Annotated in this window: 20 protein-coding genes; 13 read left to right on the top strand and 7 right to left on the bottom strand. The window is 41.4% G+C overall.

Annotated elements, in window-relative coordinates:
* The first annotated feature begins 15 nt into the window (after nucleotides 1-15).
* Both ttdA and ttdB read left to right on the top strand, forming a co-directional pair.
* Complete coding sequence (gene ttdA / locus ACIF8R_RS10535; protein ID WP_304397155.1) at nucleotides 16-915, top strand: L(+)-tartrate dehydratase subunit alpha; 900 nt, start codon at nucleotides 16-18, stop codon at nucleotides 913-915.
* Nucleotides 912-1,520, top strand: coding sequence for a L(+)-tartrate dehydratase subunit beta (ttdB, locus tag ACIF8R_RS10530; protein ID WP_000722967.1), 609 nt, complete (start codon nucleotides 912-914; stop codon nucleotides 1,518-1,520). The genes ttdA and ttdB overlap by 4 nt, the downstream gene beginning before the upstream one ends.
* A gap of 46 nt (nucleotides 1,521-1,566) precedes the next feature.
* On the opposite strand, the gene ACIF8R_RS10525 is transcribed toward ttdB, so the two are convergent.
* Nucleotides 1,567-2,580, bottom strand: coding sequence for an AraC family transcriptional regulator (locus ACIF8R_RS10525; RefSeq protein ID WP_396480641.1), 1,014 nt, complete (start codon nucleotides 2,578-2,580; stop codon nucleotides 1,567-1,569).
* Between the two features lie 134 nt (nucleotides 2,581-2,714).
* Between ACIF8R_RS10525 and ACIF8R_RS10520 the strand changes: the two genes are divergently transcribed.
* From ACIF8R_RS10520 to ACIF8R_RS10505, 4 genes are all read left to right on the top strand, one after another.
* Nucleotides 2,715-4,202 (top strand): flavin-containing monooxygenase, encoded by a 1,488-nt coding sequence (locus tag ACIF8R_RS10520; protein WP_396480639.1) that lies wholly within the window; start codon nucleotides 2,715-2,717, stop codon nucleotides 4,200-4,202.
* A gap of 44 nt (nucleotides 4,203-4,246) precedes the next feature.
* On the top strand, nucleotides 4,247-5,101 hold the full coding sequence (locus ACIF8R_RS10515; RefSeq protein ID WP_396480638.1) for an SDR family NAD(P)-dependent oxidoreductase: 855 nt from the start codon (nucleotides 4,247-4,249) through the stop codon (nucleotides 5,099-5,101).
* Between the two features lie 72 nt (nucleotides 5,102-5,173).
* Nucleotides 5,174-6,067: an alpha/beta hydrolase gene (locus tag ACIF8R_RS10510; RefSeq protein ID WP_396480636.1), complete on the top strand. Its 894-nt coding sequence runs from the start codon at nucleotides 5,174-5,176 to the stop codon at nucleotides 6,065-6,067.
* Between the two features lie 27 nt (nucleotides 6,068-6,094).
* Nucleotides 6,095-7,765, top strand: a complete 1,671-nt coding sequence (locus tag ACIF8R_RS10505; protein ID WP_206261065.1) for a GMC family oxidoreductase — start codon at nucleotides 6,095-6,097, stop codon at nucleotides 7,763-7,765.
* A 64-nt stretch (nucleotides 7,766-7,829) separates the two neighbouring features.
* Here ACIF8R_RS10505 and ACIF8R_RS10500 read toward each other — a convergent pair whose 3' ends face one another.
* The 3 genes from ACIF8R_RS10500 to ACIF8R_RS10490 all read right to left on the bottom strand — a co-directional run bounded on the left by ACIF8R_RS10500 (nucleotide 7,830) and on the right by ACIF8R_RS10490 (nucleotide 12,939).
* Entirely contained in the window at nucleotides 7,830-10,028 is a 2,199-nt protein-coding gene (locus ACIF8R_RS10500) for an OsmC domain/YcaO domain-containing protein (protein WP_016802978.1), read from the bottom strand.
* Between the two features lie 252 nt (nucleotides 10,029-10,280).
* On the bottom strand, nucleotides 10,281-11,561 hold the full coding sequence (locus ACIF8R_RS10495; RefSeq protein WP_396480633.1) for an OprD family outer membrane porin: 1,281 nt from the start codon (nucleotides 11,559-11,561) through the stop codon (nucleotides 10,281-10,283).
* A gap of 31 nt (nucleotides 11,562-11,592) precedes the next feature.
* Nucleotides 11,593-12,939: an MFS transporter gene (locus tag ACIF8R_RS10490; RefSeq protein WP_396480631.1), complete on the bottom strand. Its 1,347-nt coding sequence runs from the start codon at nucleotides 12,937-12,939 to the stop codon at nucleotides 11,593-11,595.
* Between the two features lie 516 nt (nucleotides 12,940-13,455).
* Between ACIF8R_RS10490 and ACIF8R_RS10485 the strand changes: the two genes are divergently transcribed.
* Both ACIF8R_RS10485 and ACIF8R_RS10480 read left to right on the top strand, forming a co-directional pair.
* Nucleotides 13,456-14,532, top strand: a complete 1,077-nt coding sequence (locus ACIF8R_RS10485; RefSeq protein ID WP_396480629.1) for a Rieske 2Fe-2S domain-containing protein — start codon at nucleotides 13,456-13,458, stop codon at nucleotides 14,530-14,532.
* A 12-nt stretch (nucleotides 14,533-14,544) separates the two neighbouring features.
* Nucleotides 14,545-15,489, top strand: a complete 945-nt coding sequence (locus ACIF8R_RS10480; protein WP_396480627.1) for a PDR/VanB family oxidoreductase — start codon at nucleotides 14,545-14,547, stop codon at nucleotides 15,487-15,489.
* Nucleotides 15,490-15,532: 43 nt separating this feature from the next.
* On the opposite strand, the gene ACIF8R_RS10475 is transcribed toward ACIF8R_RS10480, so the two are convergent.
* From ACIF8R_RS10475 to mhpT, 3 genes are all read right to left on the bottom strand, one after another.
* A complete protein-coding gene (locus ACIF8R_RS10475) occupies nucleotides 15,533-16,225 on the bottom strand; it encodes a GntR family transcriptional regulator (protein WP_005802836.1) in 693 nt (230 codons plus the stop codon).
* Nucleotides 16,226-16,349: 124 nt separating this feature from the next.
* On the bottom strand, nucleotides 16,350-16,805 hold the full coding sequence (locus ACIF8R_RS10470; protein ID WP_396480625.1) for a MarR family winged helix-turn-helix transcriptional regulator: 456 nt from the start codon (nucleotides 16,803-16,805) through the stop codon (nucleotides 16,350-16,352).
* A 70-nt stretch (nucleotides 16,806-16,875) separates the two neighbouring features.
* On the bottom strand, nucleotides 16,876-18,108 hold the full coding sequence (gene mhpT, locus ACIF8R_RS10465; protein ID WP_032037968.1) for a 3-(3-hydroxy-phenyl)propionate transporter MhpT: 1,233 nt from the start codon (nucleotides 18,106-18,108) through the stop codon (nucleotides 16,876-16,878).
* Between the two features lie 248 nt (nucleotides 18,109-18,356).
* On the opposite strand from mhpT, the gene ACIF8R_RS10460 reads away from it, so the two are divergent.
* From ACIF8R_RS10460 to ACIF8R_RS10440, 5 genes are all read left to right on the top strand, one after another.
* Nucleotides 18,357-19,196: a p-hydroxycinnamoyl CoA hydratase/lyase gene (locus ACIF8R_RS10460; RefSeq protein ID WP_276124221.1), complete on the top strand. Its 840-nt coding sequence runs from the start codon at nucleotides 18,357-18,359 to the stop codon at nucleotides 19,194-19,196.
* A gap of 37 nt (nucleotides 19,197-19,233) precedes the next feature.
* Nucleotides 19,234-20,685 (top strand): aldehyde dehydrogenase, encoded by a 1,452-nt coding sequence (locus ACIF8R_RS10455; RefSeq protein WP_396480622.1) that lies wholly within the window; start codon nucleotides 19,234-19,236, stop codon nucleotides 20,683-20,685.
* An 81-nt stretch (nucleotides 20,686-20,766) separates the two neighbouring features.
* The gene (locus ACIF8R_RS10450) at nucleotides 20,767-22,653 is read left to right on the top strand and encodes a feruloyl-CoA synthase (RefSeq protein ID WP_396480620.1); all 1,887 of its coding nucleotides are present in this window, start codon (nucleotides 20,767-20,769) and stop codon (nucleotides 22,651-22,653) included.
* 75 nt (nucleotides 22,654-22,728) lie between these two features.
* The gene (locus ACIF8R_RS10445; RefSeq protein ID WP_396480618.1) at nucleotides 22,729-23,868 is read left to right on the top strand and encodes an acyl-CoA dehydrogenase family protein; all 1,140 of its coding nucleotides are present in this window, start codon (nucleotides 22,729-22,731) and stop codon (nucleotides 23,866-23,868) included.
* 82 nt (nucleotides 23,869-23,950) lie between these two features.
* Nucleotides 23,951-25,201 (top strand): OprD family porin, encoded by a 1,251-nt coding sequence (locus ACIF8R_RS10440; protein WP_396480616.1) that lies wholly within the window; start codon nucleotides 23,951-23,953, stop codon nucleotides 25,199-25,201.
* The last annotated feature ends 6 nt before the right edge of the window (nucleotides 25,202-25,207 follow it).

Below are 25,207 nucleotides of genomic sequence, written 5' to 3'. Positions count from 1 at the left end.
TTCAAGGAGCACAACATGGACAAAGATATTGCAGTCCAGTCCCTTACGGACACCATGGCCAAATTTACGGCTTATATTGGAAAACGCCTACCTAAAGATGTGAAAAGCAAGTTAATTGAACTGCGTACTTTAGAAACCAATCCATTGGCTAAATCAGTTTATGACTCGATGGAAGAAAATCAGCAAGCTGCGGATAAACTCAACCGCCCAAGCTGCCAAGACACGGGTGTTATTCAATATTTTGTTGAAGCAGGTGCTAACTTCCCTTTGCTTGGTGAACTTCAAGATATTTTGAGCGAAGCAACTGCTAAGGCAACTCGCATAGGTCCTTTACGTCACAACGCTGTGGAAACCTTCGATGAAAAAAATACGGGCACAAATACAGGTACTCAAATTCCATGGTTAGACTGGCGTATTGTGCCTGAACTCGACACTTGTACCATTGATGTCTATATGGCGGGTGGCGGTTGTACCCTACCGGGTGCGGCAAAAGTTTTAATGCCAGGTCAAGGCTACGAAGGCGTTGCTGAATTTGTGATGGATGTTATTACCGAACGCGGTGTAAATGCCTGCCCACCGTTACTGGTTGGTGTAGGCGTATCAACTTCGGTTGAAACCGCAGCTCGTCTTTCTAAACTCGCGATTATGCGTCCGGTTGACTCAACAAGTGAGAACCCACGCGCTGCCTTAATGGAACAACTGTTAGAACAAGGTCTTAATGAAATTGGTATTGGTCCTCAGGGGCTCACAGGGAATAACAGCGTAATGGGAGTCAATATTGAATCTTCTGCACGCCACCCATCAACTATTGGGGTTGCCGTAAATACAGGTTGCTGGGCACATCGCCGTGGCAAAATTAAGATTAACCCAGATATGTCGTATGAAATCTTGTCTCATGAAGGAGTTGTCCTATGAAAAAAATTCTGACAACGCCAATCAAAGATGAAGATCTTTTAGACCTTAAAGTCGGTGATGTGGTTTATTTGACTGGCCGTTTAGTGACTTGTCGTGACGTTGCCCATCGCCGACTGATCGAACAAGGTCGAGAACTACCAGTTAACCTTGAAGGCGGAGCGATTTTTCATGCTGGTCCTATTGTGCGCAAAAAAGGTGAAAACGACTTCGAAATGGTTTCAATTGGTCCAACAACCAGTATGCGAATGGAGAAATTCGAACGGGAATTTATCAAACAAACTGGCGTTAAGCTTATTGTAGGTAAAGGTGGCATGGGACCAGAAACAGCTGCTGGATGTCAGGAAAATATTGCCGTTCATGCGATTTTCCCAGGTGGTTGCGCGGTGCTCGCAGCAACCTTAGTTGAAGAGATTGAAGGCGCTGAATGGCAGGATTTAGGTATGCCAGAAACCCTTTGGATAAATCGAGTGAGAGAATTTGGCCCGCTCATTATTTCTATCGATACTAAAGGCAATAACCTGATTCAACAAAACAAAGTTGAATTTCAAGCCAAGAAAGCCCCGATTTTAGAAAAAATCAGCAAGCAACTGAGCTTTATTAAATAAACCACTCTTTAGATGAAGGGAAAGCAAAAGCCCCTTCATCTTTTTTTTATTTTTGTATTAAACGCATCGCATGAGGTGTTTTCCCATGCCATCTTTTATAGGCATGAATAAAACTGGCAGGTTCTGCATAGCCTAGCCACTCAGCAATCTGCTCGATAGATACTTTAGGCAAAGCTAGATATTGCTCAGCTAAAACTTGCCTCACTTCTTCACGTATTTGAATAAAAGTCATTCCTTCAGATGCCAAGTGACGGCGTAAAGTACGGACATTTAAATGCAATCGTTCAGCGACTATTTCCATAGAAGGCATTTCCCCTCGCACATTCATAAGTTGCTGTTGCACCAAGGTTGTAAATTTATTTTGTGATTGGCGTTTCTCCAATATTTGACGGCACTGTTCTTCGGCTGTATGTAGCACCAAATCATTTGCCATAAGTAGCTTTTGATCTACTTTTTGTGGATCAAGAATTACAAAACTTTTAGCTGAGCCAAATGCTGGTATTACGCCAAATAAGTCTTGATAAGGCTGAACATCACCTTTGGGTTGAAAAGAAAAAGCCAAATACTGGCAAAAATTGTCCTGCACCAAATCTCGTTGTACCGTAATGAGCGCAGCGGCGTCTCGTTCAATAATGAATTGACGAACTGATAAGGGAATATCTTGCTCATCAATTTCAATGCGGACGCCCTGTGGTGTATCGGATACATCAAAGCGGGTAAACGCAAAAGTTAAAGTAAAATAGGTTAAAGCCAAATCTAGTGCTTCACGAATGCTAGCACTACTCATCAGAGCCATACCTAATGGCCCAAATGTGGTGAAATGATAGCGTGTACCTACTTCTAAGCCTAATGTGGGCCTGTCTCCTAGTTGCTCAACCAAGTTTTGAATGAGCTGTAATTCCTGATGGCCTGTCACCACCATATTTGGGTCGAGTAATTGTTGTTGGCTAAGCCCAGTCCCTTTTAAAATCGTCTGATAAGAAATACCTGATTCCACCGCAAAATCAGCCATTAACCGAACACTATGTACACTGCGTTCAAAAGCCCATGCATACTTCACTGTATTGCTCAGAATGTCCTCGAATCACAATATTTTGTCCTCATCCATCCTCTAAATCAAGCAAATAAACGTCTATTCTGCATACAGGAAATTGCGATTTTTCGCTCACTGTTTTTAAGGATTTAGAGCAGCCCATGTTTAATTCGTCTACTAATTCAAATAAAAATGTACGCATCGCCATTATTGGCACTGGCTTTGGTGGTCTAGGCCTTGCCATTCGTCTCAAACAAGCAGGTTTTGAACAATTTACGCTCTTTGAAAAAGCTAGCGATGTTGGTGGCGTATGGCGTGACAATACGTATCCGGGCGCTGCTTGTGATGTGCCTTCTCATCTGTATTCTTTTTCTTTTGAGCAAGAGCTAGGCTGGAAAAATCGCTATGGGACATCTCAAGAGATTTATCAATATTTACGCCACTGTGCGGAAAAATATGACATTCGTCCACATGTTCAATTTAATACTGAAATAGCCAGTGCCGAATTTGATGCGCTGCAAGGTGTATGGCACATTCAAAGTACTTCTGGTGAACAGTTCGAAGCTGAATTCTTAGTGGGCGCGGTAGGCCAACTTAACCGCCCTGCCTATCCAAAACTTAAAGGGATTGAAAACTTTAAAGGTAAGGCATTTCACTCAGCGCGTTGGGATCATGACTATGACTTAACTGGCAAACGTGTTGCTGTGATTGGTACAGGTGCAAGCGCAATTCAGTTCGTACCTGAAATTGCCAAACAGGTAGCACATCTAGACGTTTATCAACGCTCGGCACCGTATGTTATTCCTAAACCAGATCGGGTTTACCAACCTTTAGAGAAAAAAGCTTTCCGTAAATTGCCGATTTTGCAAAGTCTAGACCGTGCTTTGCAATATGGTCATCATGAAATCCGCCTACTTGCTTTTACAACTTCACTTAATGAAATGCCTTTGGTGGAATATTTATTCCAGCGCCACATTCGTAGAGTCGTTAAAGATGGGAAGTTGCGCCATCGCTTAATGCCGGATTATCCAATTGGTTGTAAACGTATTTTAATCTCTAACCATTGGTATGAAACGCTGACTCAGCCTCATGTCGATGTGATTAATACTGGCATTCAAGAAATTACCGAAAACGGCATTTTAGATACGGAAGGAAATCTGCGTGAAGTCGATACCATTATTTATGGGACAGGCTTTGCCGCAACGGAATTTATGGCGCCCATGCAGATTACAGGTCTCGATGGTCGCACCTTAAAAGACACATGGAAAGATGGTGCAGAAGCTTATCTCGGTTTAACTGTGAGCGGCTTTCCAAACTTCTTTATGCTTTATGGTCCAAATACCAATCTTGGGCATAACTCAATTGTTTATATGATTGAAAGCCAAGTGAATTATATTTTAGATGCTATCCAGACAACCTTACAAAACAAACTTTTGTTCACCAATGTTCGTGCAGAAGTTCAACATGAGTTTAATCAAAGCATTCAAGAAAAAATGAAAAAAACTGTCTGGGCGCAAGGTTGTACCAGTTGGTATCAAACTGCTGATGGCAAAAATACCAATAACTGGCCAGGTTTTACTCTTGAATATCGACAACGTACTCGTCGCTTCGATGTTGAAAACTACACTCAGGTTTCGGCTATTTCTTAAACAAGCTTCACCATAGGAAATGAGAAAAATAAACGGAGAATTTTATGAAGTCTTTTAAAAATAAAGTCGCAGCTGTGACAGGTGCAGGCTCTGGTATTGGACAAGCACTTGCAATAGAACTCGCAAAACAAGGTTGCCATCTGGCACTTTCTGATATTAGTGAAGCCGGGTTAGCCGAAACAGTCGAGCTGTTAACACCTTATTCAATCAAAGTCACCACTCAAAAAGTTGATGTGGCTAAACGTGATGAGGTTGCAACTTGGGCAAAGGCAGTGGTAGATGAGCATGGCCAAGTTAACCTGATTTTTAATAATGCTGGTGTCGCAATAGGGAGTACGGCTGAAGGTGTGAGCTATGAAGACCTTGAATGGCTGATTGGTATTAATTTTTGGGGTGTAGTTTATGGGACCAAAGAGTTTTTACCTTACTTAAAGCAAAGTGGTGACGGGCATATTATTAATATTTCCAGTATGTTTGGCTTAACAGCTCAACCAACTCAAAGTGCTTATAACGCCAGTAAATTTGCCGTTCGTGGCTTTACTGAATCATTGCGCCAAGAACTCGATCTACAAAATGCTGGAGTGAGTGCAACCTGTGTGCATCCGGGTGGTATTCGTACCAATATTGCCAAAGCTGCCCGCATGAATAATAGCGTCCAGTCTTTAGGAATGGATCCTTTAAAAAGTCAGGATGCTTTCGATAAATTACTTCGCACCCCTGCTGACGATGCCGCTCAACAAATTTTAGAAGCTGTTCGTAAAGACCGTCGCCGCTTACTCATTGGAGCCGATGCGAAAGCCGTTGATGTGATTCAGCGTATTCTTCCACAGGGTTACCAAAAGATTTTTGCAACTGCGACTGCCTTGCAAACTCGCCTACTCAACAAATCAGCAAAATAAAAATAGTGGTCAGCATACTCTTTATTTTAAGGGATGCTGACTGACATTAAATGCTTAGTATGAGTCCTTATTATGAAGCAGCTTCTTGCATGGACTATTCGTACCACGCTACGTCCAGCTTTATCCCCTAAAACGCCACTAAAGCTACAACGTTTTTGTAGTGATGCAGCCAGTGCAATTGTGCTTGGGCCACCTGGCTATCAAACAAAAAAGCAAACAATTGCTCAAGTACCGACAGTTCATATTCAGCCCAAAACGACTCAATCAGGCCTCGGCATCTTGTATTTACATGGCGGTGGCTATGTGGTGGGGAGCTCAAAAAGTCACACTAAGCTTGCTGCTCAAATTGGACATGCAGCTCAAGCACAAGTCTGGTTACCTGAATATCGCCTAGCCCCAGAGCACACAAACCCTGCTGCTATTGAAGACGCCGTTGCTGTCTATAAAGCTCTACTTGCTCAAGGGCAGGACCCGAAAAAACTCGTGATCGCTGGCGATTCTGCTGGCGGTGGACTGAGTTTAAGTATCGTAATTGCTTTACGAGATGCGGGTTTACCTTTACCAGCGGCTTTAGTTTTACTTTCGCCTTGGGTTGACTTAAGTCTTTCAGGAAGCACGATGAAAACTCATGCTGCTCAAGATGCGATGCTGTCAGAAAACTGGTTAGCTTGGTGTGCAAAAAACTATTGCGGACAAAAATCGGCAACTGATCCAACCTGTTCTCCACTCTATGCCGACTTAACTGGATTACCGTCTATTTTGATTCACGTCGGTACCGAAGAAGTCTTATTGGACGATGCAAACCGTCTCGCTGAACAAACCGAAAAGTATGGTATTCCGACGAACTTAAGGGTTTATGACCGAGTCGGACATGTTTTTCAATTCCACGCAGGTATACTAAACGAATCTAATGACTCGATTGAGCGCATTGGGCAATTCATTGATAAACATACACAGTCAATATAAAAATATCGCCAGAGAGGAGTCCTCGGCATGACAACAAACAATTATGACTATGATTACCTCATTATTGGTTCAGGCTTTGGTGGTAGTGTTTCTGCTTGCCGTCTAACCGAAAAAGGCTACTCTGTTGCTGTAATGGAAATGGGGCGACGCTGGGAAGCTAAAGATTTTGCTAAAAATAACTGGAATACCCGTCGCTGGATTTGGCGCCCAGGCATGAAACTTTTCGGTTATTTCAACATGCGTTTTTTTCGCCATGTCACCATTATTTGCGGTAATGCTGTAGGCGGCGGCTCAATCACCTATGCCAATACCTTACTGGTTCCACCTGAACATATTTGGGATGAAGGTACATGGGCAGATGCAGCGGACTGGAAAAATGAAATGCCACAGCACTATGCTGAAGCCGAACGCATGCTTGGTGTGACGGATAATAAAATTTTCGGTCCTGCCGACCACATGCTCAAAAAAATGGGCGATGCAGTTGGGGTTGGACATACGTTTAAACCGACGCGCGTTGCAACTTTCTTTCCACCCGAAGGTGAACAAGGCGGCAAGACCTACCCTGACCCATATTTTAACGGCGAAGGTCCAGACCGCGGAACCTGTACCGCATGTGGCGGTTGTATGACAGGTTGTAAACACAACGCAAAAAATACCTTAGATAAAAACTATTTGTACTTTGCCGAAAAAAATGGCGCCAAGGTTTACGAAGAAACCAAAGTCGTTGACGTTAAACCACTCAATGGTAAAGCCGATGGCAGCGATGGCTATGAAGTTACGACTGAATGTTCGAGCTCATGGTTCAATAAACAACGCCGTACATGGCGTGTTCGTAACGCGATTTTCTCTGCATCTTCTTTGGGTACGCAAGAGATGTTATTCCGTTTAAAACAGTCTGGTTCACTGCCAAATATCTCTGATGATTTGGGTAATCGGGTTCGTACTAATGCCGAGTCGATTTTAGGCGTTCGCTTTTTTGGTAAAGATGTCGACATGAGTAAAGGTGTTGCCATTGGTTCAAGTATTTACATTGACCATGACACTCACATTGAAGCGACGCGTTACCAAACTGGTTCAGATGCCATGGGCCTCATGTGTACTTACATGGCTAAAGGTAAACCGGGTTGGACGCGTATCTTCTTTTGGTTATGGGCACTTATTTGCCATCCATTTATTTTCCTTCGTATGAGTAATCCTGTCAGTTTTGCACGTCAAACTTTAATCTTCTTGGTGATGCAAACAGCTGATGCCTCCATTAATATGCGCTTGAAACGTAATTGGTTCTGGCCTTTTGGCAAAGTATTATCGAGCGAAGGTAAAAAGCTACCTGTGTATATTCCACAGGCCAATGCATTTACCGAAAAAGTTGCCAAAATGTTTAATGGTCATCCAATGACGACTATTACCGAAATTTTGTTTAATGTACCTTTTACAGCGCACTGTATGGGTGGCTGTGCAATTGCTTCAAGCCCAGAGCGCGGTGTGGTAGATGGACAAAACCGTGTCTTTAACTATAAAAACTTATACGTTGTAGATGGCTCAATGTTAGGTGCAAATTTGGGCGTTAACCCAAGTCTCACCATTACAGCTCTTGCAGAACGCGCAATGTCTTATATTCCGGCTAAACATACTTTGGATGAGCAACAAGGTTATAGAGCAGATGCAGAAACCATAGAGATTACTAAAGCTTCTGCTTAAACTAGCGAGTCGTTTTATAAAAAAAGCCTATTTAAAAATAGGCTTTTTTATTTCGCTTTTTAAATTACATCGCTACGGCTTTAGCGCGAGCTGCATGCAATTTTTTATAGCTCTCGATCAGACGTAAATGGCGATCAAGTCCTTCTAATTTCATACTTGTTGGTGTTAAGCCATAGAAACGAACACTACCATCGACAGAACCTAATACCGCATCCATTCGTGTATCACCAAACATACGGCGGAAATTAGTCAGGTAGTCTTCAAGCTCTAGTTCTTCATCTAACATCACTTCAAGCACCACGTTCATGCACTGATAGAACAAGCCACGCTCAACGGTGTTGGTGTTATATTGCAAGTAAGTTTCGACAAGCTCTTTTGCTTCTTCAAACTGTTGTAAAGCAACATAAATCAGCAATTTCAGTTCTAAAATGGTGAGCTGTCCCCACACTGTATTGTCATCAAACTCGATGCCAATAAGCGTAGTGATTTCAGTGTAATCATCTAGCTCGCATTCTTCTAAACGCTCAACCAATGCCTCAAGCTGTTCATCATCCAAACGATGCAGATTTAGAATATCTTCACGGAATGAAAGTGCTTTATTGGTATTGTCCCAAATCAAATCTTCAACGAGATAAATTTCAGAATAATCTGGTACTAAAATACGGCAAGCGGTCGCACCTAAATGCTCATAGACTGCCATATATACTTCTTTGCCCATCTCTTCGAGAATGCCGAACAATGTTGCAGCTTCTTCTGCATTCGACTCTTCGCCTTCGCCAGAAAAATCCCATTCAACAAAGTCATAGTCAGATTTAGAACTAAAGAAGCGCCAAGATACCAAACCGCTTGAGTCAATAAAGTGCTCAACAAAGTTGTTCGGCTCAGTGACTGCATTACTTTGGAAAGTCGGTTGAGGTAAATCATTTAAGCCTTCAAAACTACGACCTTGAAGTAATTCAGTCAAACTACGTTCCAATGCAACTTCAAAACTTGGATGCGCACCGAAAGATGCGAACACCCCACCCGTACGCGGGTTCATTAAAGTCACACACATTACAGGGAACTGACCGCCTAGCGATGCATCTTTAACTAATACAGGGAAACCTTGCTCTTCTAGACCTTTAATACCAGCAACAATACTTGGGTATTTTGCTAATACGTCTTCAGGAACGTCTGGAAGTGCAATTTCACCTTCTAAAATTTCACGTTTAACAGCACGTTCAAAAATTTCTGACAAGCATTGAACTTGGGCTTCTGCCAAAGTGTTGCCCGCACTCATACCATTACTTAAGTACAAGTTTTCAATTAAATTTGATGGGAAATAGACAACTTCACCGTCCGACTGGCGCACAAAAGGTAACGAGCAAATGCCGCGCTCTACGTTACCTGAGTTGGTGTCATATAAATGCGTGCCAAGTAACTCATCATCTGGGTTGTAAATCTCAAGACAGTATTCATCTAAGATTTCTTTAGGTAATTCACCATTTGGACCCGGTTTAAACCATTTTTCATCTGGATAATGCACAAATTCAGCATTCGCAATATCTTCACCCCAGAACTGGTCGTTATAGAAGAAGTTACAGTTTAAACGCTCAATAAACTCGCCCAATGCAGATGCCAAAGCACTTTCTTTAGTTGCACCTTTACCATTGGTAAAGCACATCGGTGACTGGGCATCACGAATATGTAGCGACCATACATTTGGAACAATATTACGCCAAGACGCAATTTCGATCTTCATGCCCAAATTTGCCAAAATGGCAGACATATTGGCAATGGTTTCTTCTAATGGCAGGTCTTTACCTTGAATATAGGTATGGTTTTCAGAAGTTAAGCTTGGCAATAACAATGCTTGTGCATCTGCATCAATGCTTTCCACTTCTTCAATAATAAATTCAGGACCCGTTTGAATCACTTTCTTAACAGTACAACGGTCAATCGAACGTAAAATCCCTTGGCGATCTTTCTCTGAAATATCGGCTGGTAATTCAATTTGAATTTTAAAGGTTTGTTTGTAGCGGTTTTCAGGATCAACAATATTATTTTGCGATAAACGAATATTATCAGTTGGGATATCTCGAGCGGCACAATACACTTTAACAAAGTACGCTGCACACAATGCTGACGATGCTAAAAAGTAGTCAAATGGGCCCGGTGCCGAACCGTCACCCTTATAGCGAATTGGTTGATCGGCAATTACCGTAAAGTCATCGAACTTAGCTTCCTGTCGAAGATTGTCGAGATAATTAACCTTGATTTCCATGCTGGCACCTAAATATTTTTATGTGTCAGCACAGACACATAAAATTCTAAATATTGAAAAATAAGCCGAATCACAGCGAAGAAATTGACTTAAAAAAATGAGAGATTAAAGCCATGTGTTTAATGAGAGACTCAAGTGGCTTTAATAAGATTGGCGGTATTATAGAGGGATTTTGTGCAGTTGATAACTAAAGTTAAAACATTGCTGCTCACAATGTTTTAACTTGTCTTGAATTTAGTTAAATATTGAACGTTAAAATTTAAAGGTGTAATCGACATTTAACCGCGTTTCATTTGCCGAATGAAATGTCATATTAGTAGGCATATCGTTGCGATAGTGAGAAAAACGGGCTCGCATTCCCAAACCTTTTAACTTACCTTCAGGAATTTTATAACCCAAATCAAACTCTAGCGAATCCTCTTTAAATCGCTGATCGCCATATTGCAACAAATCAATGTCTTCACCTTTTGCGTAGCGAGTCATAAAACGCAGTCCGTTTAATGAAACATCACCTACCCGCGCATTTTTAAAGTCATATTCATAACGAATCGAATAGACTTTTTCGTCTTTATTTGAATAGTCCGAACTCATAAAATCAAGTACGACTGGACTTTCAGTTCCCGACAAAAATGGTAAACCGGTCGAGCCAAATGACTGCATGTAGCCCAAAGAAACTGTATGGTTTTGATAGTTCAAGCCAAATAAGCCACTAATATGTCGGTTATCGACCTCTCCTATTTTTTTGCTTCCAGTTTCTTCACTATTAAAAAAACGCACGTCACTTAAAAAATTAAGTTGATCATTTAAAGGTTGTTTGCCGTTAAAACCTAAAAATTGTTGCTGGTAAATGTCTTTGAGTTCAGCATGGTAAGCCCGTAGACGATAATCCTTTAACTGATAGCTTCCACCTAATGTATAAAAAGAATCGGTAGTTGCCGCTTTGTCAAAACGATGGTTGATATTGTCTGTTCCAACATCGGTATAACGGATTGAGTCGCGCTGACGTACTTCGTCGACATAAAAGCCTTCGAGTTGAAGATTTGGAATTTCATTTGAAACAAAGCGGATACCACGATAAGTCTGAGGGAACAAACGCGCTGGCGATGAAAATATGGTTGGTAATTGTGGAACTAAATCTCCCACAAAAAGCTCATTTTTTCTAAATTTAGCCTTTCCTGTAATACCTATTTTTCCATAATAATCATCACGCGAATTATCGGTATTCACTGGTAATAAGCCACTACGCGCATAGTCATCAGCACGGCTTCCCATCAGGTTAAAACCTGCCATTGCCAGTACATCTACACCAAACCCAACTGTCCCTTCGGTATAACCAGACTGTCCTTTAAAAATTAGACCCTGCGCCCAATCTCTGGCTGCCGTATAGGGATATGGGTCTTTTTTATAGTCTCGGTCAAAGTAAAAATTACGTAGTGTCAGCTCAGCTTTACTGTCTGCAATAAACTCGGCATGCACGACTTGACTAAATAATGGGCACAAGCATACCCCCACCCACAATGGTGTCTTTTTCATTTTTTATCTCAACTTTTTAATTTTTAATGGATTAAGGTGCTGTTTTAAGAGAGTAGTTTTGCTCTTTTTGACTGCGGTAAAAAGCACTACCTAAACTTAAAATCAGGAAAATAGCCAAAATAAACACCACACCGTAATAGGCATACAGTGTTGCGGGTGCTATACCTTTATCCAGAAAAATGCCTGCGACCGTTGGCGATAAAATTGCCCCAATTCGTCCAAAACCAATTGCATAGCCCACGCCGCGACTACGAATTTCAGCATCATAAATTGTTGGAGAAATCGAATATAAACCTGCTACACAGCCATTAATGAGTGTACCGAGTAATAACCCCACCATGAGTGCAATACTGACTTGAGCAGAGACTGCGACAAATAGGAAAACACATGTCGAGGTTAGCCCTAAAAACAGGCTTAAGGCATAAAAAATTTTCATGCGTGATGCCAATAAACCAATAATAGCAGCCCCGAAAATCCCGCCAATACTAATTAAAATGCCGGTACTTACACCTTGGTGTGGCGACATCCCCATTGAAATAAGAATTTTTGGTGTCCAGCTCATCACGAAGTAAAAGCCAAACATCACTAAAAAGAATGCAAACCACAAACAAAGTGTTTGAAATCCAAGTTGTCCAGCAAATAATTTGCCCAGTTCACTACCATTTTGCGTGCTGATTTTTTCATAACGAGGCATAACTGGTAATTCGTTTAGCCCCATACGATTTACAGTTGCATTAATTCGTTCTAGTGCCTGTTTTGGTCGTTTCGCGAGTAAGTAATCTAAAGATTCTGGTAATAACCATGCGCTGATCAGTAGCATTGCAATGGTAGTCACCCCACCTGCTAAAAAGATTGAGCGCCAACCTAAGTGCTCAATCAATGCCAGTGATAACACTCCGCCAAGTGTCGCGCCAATTCCATAACCAGTAGACATTAAGCTCACTGCGAGACTGCGCCAACGAGCATTGGCATATTCACTTGCCAGTACATTACTACTCGCAAGAATGCCGCCCACCCCAATTCCGGTAATAAATCGAAGTGCTGCTAACATGCCGTGGCTTTGTACAAAAGCACAGCCCAACATGCTCAGACCTGCAATGACAAGACAAACTAAGATGAGTAAACGGCGACCGATTTTATCGGCTAAAGGAGCAAGAAAAATTGAACCGGCAGCCATCCCAAAAAGACCTGAACTGAGTAACAAACCAATTTGTGCGCCTGAAAGTGACCATTCTGCTGACACGGATGGAGCGGTAAATGCCATTACCATCACGTCAAAGCCATCAATAATATTGAGACAAATACAGATCAAAATGACGAACCATTGGTAACGGCTCATGTTGTTTTGATTGATCTCACTTAGAACGTCTCTTTCCATTTGTGTATCTCCCTTGGATAAGACATACACACGACATTGCTAATATGAGCGATTGGGTGGTTATGCATATCCGTATCCATAATGACCTAGAGGAATATTTGTTTTTTGAGCATCCTGCTCTTTTTCTATACTGAATATTTGGATCCAAAAAATCAACAATATTTTTAAAATTTAATCAACAACGGATTAAATAATTGAAAAATATATTTATAATTTATTTTAACTTTATGAAATAAAAAATATGGATCCATAAATTATTTATCCATTTTTAAATTTGTAACTTCAAGAGCTATCCAAATCCAGAATGGGATTGAAGAATTATGGATCCAAATTAAGATGAATAAAAATTTAGCCTCTAAAATTCAAAGTAAATACAAAAGTCTTTAATAGCAATTAAAAATCTACAAAACAACCTAACCTAAAGATCAATATTTTTAAAAAATATACTGCCTATCAATTGACCAATATTTTTATTTATTATAAATTGGATCCAATAAGTGATAAGGAGTCGTCACAATGTTTATTAAAAATGCTTGGTATGTTGCCTGCCGTCCAGAAGAAATCCAAGACAAACCATTAGGTCGCACCATCTGTGGTGAAAAAATTGTTTTTTATCGCGGTAAAGAAAACCAAGTTGCAGCCGTTGAAGATTTTTGTCCCCATCGTGGTGCCCCACTTTCACTTGGCTATGTAGAAGATGGTAACCTTGTATGTGGTTATCATGGTTTAGTCATGGGCTGTGACGGAAAGACCGTTTCAATGCCAGCCCAACGTGTAAATGGCTTTCCTTGTAACAAAGCATATGCGGTTGTCGAAAAGTTCGGTTTTATTTGGATATGGCCAGGCGAGAAAGCTTTAGCAGATGAAACAAAACTGCCAACTTTAGAATGGGCAGATCATCCTGAATGGAGCTATGGCGGAGGCCTATTTCACATCCAGTGTGACTATCGCTTGATGGTCGATAACCTGATGGATTTAACCCACGAGACCTATGTTCACTCAAGCAGCATCGGACAAAAAGAAATTGATGAATCATTACCTGTCACTAAAGTTGATGGTGATCATGTCATTACCGAACGCTACATGGAAAATGTGATCGCACCTCCATTTTGGCAAATGGCTCTTCGTGGTAACCACTTAGCAGATGATGTACCTGTTGACCGTTGGCAACGTTGTCACTTCTTTGCTCCAAGTAATGTCCATATTGAAGTAGGTGTAGCGCATGCTGGACATGGTGGTTATCACGCGCCAAATGACAAAAAAGTTTCCTCAATTGTGGTCGATTTTATTACGCCAGAGACTGAAACTTCACATTGGTATTTCTGGGGAATGGCACGCAACTTCCAGCCTAATAATGCTGAACTCACCGATCAAATTCGTGAAGGCCAAGGCAAAATCTTTACTGAAGATTTAGAAATGCTGGAGCAACAACAACAAAATATTTTAAACAACCCACATCGCAAATTACTGATGCTCAATATCGACGCAGGCGGTGTACAGTCTCGTAAGGTGATTGAGCGACTGCTTACTGAAGAAAATAAAACACCTCCTGAAACGTCCGCACAAAAGTTTCCAAACATTCGGATTATTTAAAGGAGTATGAACATGGACGTTATTATTCAAAAAATTCACCAGCTCACCCCGACCATTCGTGCATTTGAATTGGTTGCAGCAAATGGTATGGAGCTACCGAATTTTGAGGCAGGTGCACATATTGATGTGCACCTAAAAAACGGCCTGACCCGTCAATATTCACTTTCAAACTGCTGCTCTGAAAAGCATCGCTATGTCATTGGTGTTTTACATGATGCCAATTCACGCGGTGGCTCACGTTGCATCCACACTGAATATCGTGAAGGCGACCTCTTAAAAATTGGTGAACCGCGTAATTTATTTCAGATTCACCCACAAACCAAACAGGCAGTTTTATTTGCTGGTGGTATTGGTATTACCCCTATTTTGTCGATGGCATATTGGCTTAAGTCGGCCAATATTCCTTTTGAATTGCACTACTTCGTTCGTAGTCATGAAATGATTGCCTTCTATGGCAACTTAACCGAGCACTTTGGTAAGCAAGTCCATTTTCATATTCAAGATCAACCAGACACTGAATGTAATATGGCAGAGGTTTTAGCCCAAACTTCACCACATAGACACTTATATGTATGTGGACCAACAGGGTTTATGCAGTTTGTTATGAGCTCAGCCGAACAAGCAGGTTGGCATAGTGATCAGTTACATCAAGAGCATTTTGTCGCTCAGAAAGTAGATACGTCTAACGATGAAGCTTTTACCATTGAAGTAAAAGGTACAGGCCGCAGAATTGAAGTATTACCAGAGCAGACTGCGACTGAGGCATTAATTGCAAATGGTTTTGATATTCCTGTTTCGTGTGAACAAGGCATTTGTGGGACCTGTATTACCCGCGTAGTAGAAGGCACGCCTGATCATCGAGATATGTTTATGACCGATGAGGAACACGCATTGAATGACCAATTTACGCCTTGCTGTTCTCGTGCAAAAACTAAAAATCTTGTGATTGAGCTTTAATTCTTGAGTTCCTTTATTCAAATATAAAGGAACTTATTTCAGCTTAAGCGCTGAGAACATTTCTTAGCGTTTCACCTAAAATCACCACACTACTGTGCTCACGCATTAAAGTTTCAGCACGCCCTGCCTGACGATGTACCAACGCATCAAAAATCGAACAATGCTGTAAATGTGCATAGTGCAAACGGCGATATTCTGACAAAGCCTGATTCTGATCATAGGTAATGGCTTGAGCAGAAGCCATCGGCAATTGGTTGTTTTTTGCTAAGGCTTGGATGAGTGCGACGTTTTGCGCGCCTTCAATAATGGTGTCATGAAAAATGACGTTAAAATGATGATAACGTTCGAGTTCAGCATCGCCAAACTCGTCTGTTTCATTAAAGAGTTTTTCAGTTTCTTGAATGCAATGTTGTAGCGTCTTTTTCTGCTCTTCGCTTAAGCCTTGTTCTGCCAAAGTTTTCGCAGCCAACCCTTCGAGCACACCGCGCACTTCAAGCGCATCATGAACAAGTTGTTCTGAAATTTCACGAACTGTGTAACCACGAGTTGGGTTTTTAATGAGGAGGCCTTCTTGCTCGAGCAAGCGAAAGGCAATACGAACAGGCTGCCTTGAAACACCAAGTAACTCGGCAGTCGGAATTTCGGCAATTCTGGCACCGCCTTCAAGTTCCCCTGAAATAATCATTTTTCTTAGTTTAAGTAAAACTTGTTGTCCTGAAGACATTCGCTGCCACACATCACCAAAAACGTCACTTCGATGCTAGCAAGTTCATTTGTAAAATGAAATAAATTTTCTGTGTGAATCAGTGCTTAAGTATTTCTGTAGATTTTAAAAAAATTAAATTGCAACCTACTTTTCATCAAAGGTTTTTAAGATTATTGACCATAATATCGAGATTATTACGGATTAAATAAGCCAAGTTAATATCAATACCTTCAAGCATTTTTTCTTCGACTTTTAAAACCACTTCATTACATTTATTTAGCTTTTCAACACCGCTTTCAGTCAGGGTAATTAAAATACGGCGGCCATGTGTTGGATCTGGTTTTTTCTCAATCCAGCCATTGACCAGTAAATCTTGCAAAATTTTGTTAGCCGATTGCGGCTTAATAAAAGAGCGCTCAGCAAGTTTGGCATTGGATACATTACTTTTTGAAGCTAAAACAGAAAGCGCAGTAAATTGCGGCAAGGTAATCTCAAGCTCTTTTAAGTGTTCTGTTAAATGTTTACTAATAATTCGGTCAACACGAGCAATCATGTAACTTAACCTAGGCTCATCTTCTACTTTTTTTTGAACTGAATTCGAACGTACCATAACCTTTCAATCATCATAAGAAAATCTGTAATGAAAGTATGAGGCACCAACCCCATACTTTCGTTAAAACTTAGCGAGCACCTGAGCTTTGTACTAAATGTACAGGCTGTTTAGGTTTTTTGACAAGAAGTAATGCAGAGATCGCTGCAATTAAAATCACTGGAATGCTTGAACCAATCACAATGGTTGAGCTTTGTCCAAGTGAGAGTAAAAAACCAGCCATTAAAGGTCCTGCAAAAGAACCAATACGCCCAATGGCAACTGCCGCACCTACTCCAGTTCCACGCATTTCGGTTGGATAATACATGGCAGCCAAACCGTATAATGCCGATTGTCCACCTACAATGAATAAGCCACAGCCCACTGCCGAAAGTGCAAGTAAAGCAACGGTTGGGGATATTGCTAAACAACAAAGCGAAAATAAAATGCCGAGATAAATCAGCTTAATCACAAAACTCATACGTAATTTATCAAGTAATACACCCATGAGAATTGAACCTAAAATTCCACCCACGTTGTAGCCCATCTGTACATAGTTTGCCTGAAGTTTCGATAAGCCTTGCGCGCCCATCAGTAACGGCAACCAGTTCAACAAGAAATACAGTACAACGAGCGTACAGAAAAAACTGACCCAAAGTTGAATTGTCGACATACGACGTTCCTTCGCAAATAAAACTTCCAAAAATGGCGTCGTTTTTTGCGCTTGACCTTTACGTTGTAGATAATCATTTGACTCAGGTAAAAAGCGCATAATCAGCGGAATGAGTAAAATTGGCGCAATCCCACCAATATAGAAAATATGACGCCACTCTGCGTCGCCAGCCAACGACATGGCAACTACAGAAGTAAGTAATCCACCAAAAGGAATACCGCTATACATAATACTTACCGCGGTACCTTTATATTTATCAGGTACAGCTTCAGATGCCAGTGTAATCATCATTGGAAGTGCCCCACCCATTCCTAAACCAGTACAAAAACGAATGAGTAACAGCAAACTAAAGTTAGCAGCATAAGCCGTTAGCAAAGACATAATTCCAAAAAGTAAAATACTAAAAATCAGAATTTTCTTACGCCCGACAATATCGGCAAATCTACCGCCTAATATTGCACCTGGTAACGTCCCTAAAATTGCAGCACTAAACGCCCACGCCATCTGGGCATTGTCTAACATGAACTCAGCCCGCATTCGTGGAGCGGCTACCCCCATTGATTGAAGATCAAACCCTTCAAAAATTGCTATGGCAAAGCACAGTAGCAACGTGATTTTTGCCCTTGAAGGCTGTCCTGATATTTTTTCCATTGTGTTGTCCTTTATTGACTAGTCGTTCCATTTAGCCCTTTGTGTATTGTTGTTTAAACACACCAAAAATATCAGTTAAACTTACTAAAAAATCAACATATTTTTATATTAAATCAATAATAAAATTAATTAATATTTAAAATACAATGAATTATAAAATATTTATGAAATTTTATAAAAAAGACTTGAATGTAAGTTTAACTGATATTAGATTAAATCCCAGAACAGCTAAAAATCATTCAAGGAGTATGAAGATGAGTTATGAAAACCGCTGGGAAACAGTAGATGTCAAAGTTGAAGATGGAATTGCATGGGTAACACTAAACCGCCCAGAAAAGAAAAATGCCATGAGCCCAACCCTCAATCGTGAAATGATTGATGTGCTTGAAACCCTTGAGCTTGATCAAGATGCACGTGTTTTAGTGTTAACGGGTGCAGGCGACTCTTGGACAGCGGGTATGGATTTGAAGGAATATTTCCGTGAAGTCGATACTCAACCAGAGATTTTCCAAGAGCGTATTCGTCGTGACTCATGTCGCTGGCAGTGGCAACTTCTTCGTATGTATTCAAAACCAACCATTGCTATGGTTAACGGCTGGTGCTTTGGAGGCGGTTTCTCACCTTTAGTGGCTTGTGACCTCGCAATTGCAGCAGATGAAGCAACTTTCGGTTTATCTGAAATTAACTGGGGGATCCCACCAGGTAACCTTGTAAGCAAAGCAATGGCAGATACCGTAGGTCATCGTGCATCTTTGTATTACATCATGACGGGTAAAACCTTTAGTGGTAAAGAAGCTGAAAACATGGGCCTTGTGAATAGAAGCGTACCGCTTGCCCAATTAAAAGCAGAAGTGACTGAACTTGCAAATTGCTTACTTGAGAAAAACCCTGTGGTTCTTCGTACCGCTAAAAATGGCTTTAAGCGTTGCCGTGAACTGACATGGGATCAAAACGAAGACTACTTATATGCCAAACTTGATCAATGTATCCACCGAGATACTGAAAATGGCCGCCAAGAAGGTTTGAAACAATTTTTAGATGAAAAATCAATTAAACCGGGTTTACAGAGCTATAAACGTACTGGTTAACTTTTGATTCTTTAATGGCAATGTAAGGACACAACCCATGCAAAATGTACAGTTACTTATTCACGGTCAATCTGTTGATGCATCAAATCAGGCAACTTTTGAGCGTATCAGTCCAATTGATGGATCGGTGGCAACTAAAGCTGCTGCTGCAACGTTGGAAGATGTTGATCGTGCAATCGATTCGGCACAACAAGCTTTTAAAGTATGGTCGAAACTCTCGCCTACCGAACGTCGCTTACGCTTATTAAAAGCAGCCGATTTAATGGACCAAAAAACCGAGCAATTCATTCAAACTGGAATGCAAGAAACAGGTTCAACTGCGACATGGTATGGGTTTAACGTTCACCTTGCTGCCAACATGTTACGTGAAGCAGCAGCAATGACTACACAAATTGACGGAAGCCTGATTCCGTCAGATGTGCCGGGCAATCTTGCAATGGGTGTACGGGTTCCTTGTGGTGTGATTGTAGGGATTGCTCCTTGGAACGCTCCTGTGATTTTGGCAACACGTGCGCTTGCCATGCCTTTGGCTTGTGGTAACACGGTAGTGTTAAAAGCCTCAGAAGCCTGCCCAGCAACACACCGTCTCATTGGTGAAGTGTTACATGAAGCGGGTCTGGGTGAAGGTGTCGTGAATGTGATTACGCATGCCGCCGAAGATGCACCACAAATCGTGGAGCGCTTAGTGTCTCATTCAGCCGTGAAACGCATTAATTTTACCGGCTCAACCAACGTAGGAAAAATTATTGCCGAGACTGCTGCTAAATATTTAAAACCAGTTTTACTCGAACTCGGTGGGAAAGCCCCTGTTGTGGTTTTAAATGAAGCTGACATTAATGAAGCCGTAAATGCAGTTGCTTTTGGAGCATTCTTTAATCAAGGGCAAATCTGTATGTCGACCGAACGTGTTTTGGTTCAAGACAATATTGCCGACCAATTTATTGAAAAACTGATTGAAAAAACCCGCTCTATTCAGGCAGGTAATCCAACTTCAAAAGACAATGTACTCGGTGTTTTAGAAAGTCGCCGTGCTGCAAACCGTATTCAGCATTTGCTAGAAGATGCTCAAAACAAAGGTGCTGACTTACCTTTAGGTATCCATATTGAAGACACCACCATGCAACCGACACTGGTGCTCAATATTAAACCTGACATGCTGCTTTACCGCGAAGAATCATTTGGACCTGTATGCACAGTTCAACGTTTTTCAAGCATTGAAGAAGGCGTAGCACTGGCAAATGACAGCGAGTTTGGTCTGTCTTCGGCAGTGTTTAGCCAAAATATTTCGCTGGCATTAGAAGTCGCTAAACAGATTGATTCGGGTATTTGTCATATTAACGGAGCAACCGTACATGACGAAGCTCAAATGCCATTTGGCGGAACAAAATCGAGTGGTTACGGACGTTTTGGTAGTAAAGTCTCTGTTGCCGAATTTACTGAACTACGCTGGATTACTATTCAAACTCAAACACGTCATTACCCGATTTAGTCAGACTAATGCGGACAACAACATATTAAATAAAAATTGCATGATGCAAAAAATAAAGCGCAGTGATGCGCTTTCCATGGAGTGAAAGAAATGCAAATGAATGCCACTCAATCACAAGACCGCGAACGGTTCGTAAAATTAGGGCAACATGATATTCATTATCACCATAAAGATGACACGCTCTATATCAGCCCAAAAGAGCAATTAAAACCGTATCCACAAAAACTGACAGATCGTTTAATTCATTTTGCACAAACTAAACCAGACCATATTTTTGCAGCAAAACGCAATGCTCAAGGTGAATGGGTCAAACTGAGTTATGCAGAAGTTTTACAGCGTGCATGGCACATTGCTCAAGCCTTACATGAACGTAATTTGAGCCAAGAAAGACCTCTGGTCATTTTAAGTGGTAATGATCTCGAACATTTAACACTGTCTATGGCTGCCATGCTGGCGGGTGTGCCTTTCTCGGCTATTTCCCCTGCCTACTCTCTTATTTCTCAAGACTTCGGCAAACTCAAACATGTGTTTGAAGTGCTTACACCTGGTATGGTCTATGCCAGCGATGGACAAGCTTTTGCCAAAGCGATTCAGGCATGTATTACATCCGATATTGAAGTAGTAACCAATAAAGGGATTGTGGGTGATCAGATCTGCACATCTTTTCAATCGCTATTAGATACACCTGTTTCAAATGTTCAAGAGTTTTATCAAACCCTTGATGAAAACCAGATTGCCAAATTCTTATTTACCTCAGGTTCAACCAAGCTTCCTAAAGCTGTACCGACCACGCATTTAATGTTGTGTGTTAATCAGCAAATGTTATTACAGACTTTCCCTGAGTTTGAAGAAACACCACCTGTCCTACTCGACTGGCTATCTTGGCACCATACTTTTGGCGGCAGTCATAATGTCGGCATTGCACTCTATAACGGAGGTACCATTTACATTGATGATGGGAAACCCGTTGCAGGAAAATTTGACGAAACCATTCGTAACCTCAAAGAAATTTCTCCAACCGTTTATTTAAATGTGCCAAAAGGTTGGGAAGAGCTCACCGAGGCTTTAGAAAAAGATGAAGAATTAAGAGACCGCTTTTTTGCCAAAGTTAAAATTTTATTCTTTGCAGGTGCAGCGCTTTCAGAAGCGGGTTGGAATAGACTCGATAAAATTGCTCAGCAACATTGCGGAGAAAAAATTCGCATTATGAGCGGATTGGGCATGACCGAAACTGCTCCCTCTTGCGCTTTTACAACCGGCCCACGTGTGATGGCTGGCTTTATTGGTTACCCTGCTCCGGGATGCGAAATTAAGTTAGTGCCATGTGGTGACAAACTAGAATTTTGTGTTCGTGGCAAACATGTCATGAAAGGCTATTGGCGTTTAAAGGCAGACCAGCAAAGCACTGTTTTTGACGACGAAGGCTTTTTCCATACGGGTGATGCTGTTCGTTTGGTCGATGTGAATGATCCGACCAAAGGCTTGATGTACGACGGACGAATTGCTGAAGACTTTAAACTCAATACGGGTACTTTTGTGAATGTGGGCACACTACGCAATAAAGTGCTCATTCAAGGTAATTTACTGGTCCAAGATGTCTGCATTACAGGCTCAAACCTGAATGCGGTTGGCTTTTTGATTTTTCCAAAATTAGAAGCGTGTGCTCAACAAGCTGATCTTAAGCTGGGCGAACATTCTCCAGCAGAGATACTACAGCACCCTAAAGTCCAACAATGGTTCCGCCAATTTTTAACCACCTTTAATAAAGATGCGACTGGCAGTTCAAATACAGTCTCAATGCTTTATTTAATGACCGAACCGCCTCAACTCGATGCAGGCGAAGTGACCGATAAAGGCAACCTCAATCAAAGCAGTATTACCAAGCGTCGAGCCGCTTTAATTGATGAACTTTATCAAAAGCAGGCCGAAAACCCACTGATTATTCGGGTGCCCACCTTAAAGCAATAAGCAATTGAAATAAAAAAGGAAGCTCAAACTTCGGTTTGGGCCTTAGCCTCACTTTTGCCTAAAAAAAGGTTCAACATGCCACACGATACAGAATTTGAACTATTTCGAGACAGCTACCGCAGGTTCTTAAAAGAACAGGTTGCTCCGTATTATGAACAGTGGGAACACGATGGCCTCATCCCGCGTGATCTGTGGCTTCGTCTTGGGGAAAATGGCTTTTTGTGCGTCGATGTGCCCGAGGAATATGGAGGGTACGGCGCTCCTGTGCACTACTCACTCATGCTGGTTCAAGAAACGGCTCAAGCTGGCTTCGCATCTTTAGCAGTTGCCATTGGCGGGCAAAATGAGTTGGTCTCTCCTTATCTGCAAAATATTGGAACTGAAGAGCAAAAAAGCTATTGGTTACCGAAAATGGTGACAGGCGAAGTCGTTACTGCAATTGCCATGACCGAAGCCAATGCTGGTTCAGACTTACAGGCCATACGCACTCAAGCCACTTTAGAAAATGACCACTACCGTATTAATGGTTCAAAAACATTTATATCAAATGGCTTACATGCTGACCTGATCGTTCTAGTAGCAAAAACCAATCCTCAAGCTAAAGCAAAAGGTATTTCAATTTTATTAGTTGATGCCACTTTAGACGGCGTTAAAAAAGGTCGCTCTTTACAAAAAATCGGGCTGCATGCCCAAGATACAGCCGAACTATTTTTTGATGATGTTTATGTGCCTACAACTCAGCGTTTAGGTGAAGAAGGACAAGGCTTTGCTTATTTAATGCAAGAGTTACCTCGTGAACGTTTAAGCATTTCAATGATGGCGTTGGGGTCAATTTTAGGCGCCATTGAAATTACTAAAGACTATGTTTTGGAACGCAAAGCTTTCGGACAACCTTTAAGTCAAATGCAAAACACACGCTTTGTGCTTGCAAACGCGCAAATCAAAGCCAAAGCCGCACAAGCCTTTGTAGATCAATGTGCGGCGCTTTATCAACAACACCAGTTAAGCGTCACTCAAGTTGCCGCACTGAAGTGCTTTATTACCGATGTTCAATGTGAAGTGATTGATCAATTACTTCAGCTTTTTGGTGGCTACGGTTACATGCAGGAATATCCGATTTCACGCTTTTTTGTGGATGCACGAGTACAAAAAATTTATGGGGGAACCAATGAAATTATGAAAGAAATCGTGGCCCGAGAACTGCTCGGAAAATAATTCGATTTAAAAACCAAACAAGGCTGACACAACAACTAAGCCTTATTGAAAACAAAAAAATGTTATTTCAGGAAGAAATGCTATGTCGAAATTATGGATGTACTCTACCCTTATGCTCTCTGGTTCAGTGTGGGCTGGCAATTTTATTGACAACAGCTCAGTAGAACTCACCACACGAAATTTTTATTTTGACCGCGACTACCAAGAGCAATCTGCTTACCCTGCTGCCAAGGACTGGACACAAGGTTTTATTCTTAAAGCCAATTCAGGTTATACCGAGGGGACTGTCGGTTTTGGGCTGGATGTGCTTGCAACAGCGGGTTTTAAACTCGATGCCGACGCAGAACATGGAGGTACAGGAAACTTACCTAGAGACACACGTACCAATGAACCTGCTGACTCTTATGGCGAAATTGGGGTCACAGCAAAAGCAAAAATGAGCCAGACCGAGCTGCGCATTGGTACGCTAATGCCGATGAACCCAGTTTTAGTGGCTTCACCTGCTCGTTTGCTTCCTCAAACCTATCGAGGAATTTCACTGACCAGTAAAGATATTAAAGACTTCGACTTACAAGCGGCCTACCTCGATAAAGTGAATCATCGTGATTCGACCAACTATGAAAAAATTAAAATTTCAGGCGTAAATGGACGCTTTAAAAGTGCCGAAACTGATGGGCTTTATTACTTAGGTGGAAACTATCAGTTTAATCCTGCATTCAAACTCACAGCTTTTTACATGGATGTTGATGATCTTTATAACCAAACCATGGTCGGTGCTTTACATCAACACAAAATTAATGACACCACTAATTTTAGCTCGCAATTACGTTACTACCGCAGCCGAGATGACGGACAAGCCAAAGCAGGTTTAGTCGATAATGACCTGTATCATGCGCATTTCGAACTCAAACATCAAAACCATAAATTTATTTTTGGAACTTTCCAGCATCACGGCGACACCGCCTTTCCGTATTTGACTGGCGGTGAAACGGGTCTACTCATTGATACATGGCCGGGTGAGTTTTTAAACCCAAAAGAAAAGGCCTATAGCTTCCGTTATGAATATGACTTTAAAGATTATGTACCGGGTTTACGTTTTATGACCCGTTACACCACAGGTCATAATATTTATGCACCCAACTTAGGCGGAACCAATTTAAAAGAACGCGAAACAGACTTTGATTTAGGCTACACCGTTCAAAGTGGCTGGTTAAAAAATCTAGGGCTACGCGCGCGCTATGCAATCTATGACAACAACATGCTCTCTACAGCCAACATCAAACCTGTCAACGAAACCCGTATCAACATTGACTACACATGGAAATTTAAATAATTCAAA

It is taken from the genome of Acinetobacter sp. ABJ_C4_1 (genome assembly GCF_044538495.1).
Classification (GTDB): domain Bacteria; phylum Pseudomonadota; class Gammaproteobacteria; order Pseudomonadales; family Moraxellaceae; genus Acinetobacter; species Acinetobacter nosocomialis_A.
This window is presented reverse-complemented; position numbering and strand designations above follow the sequence as displayed.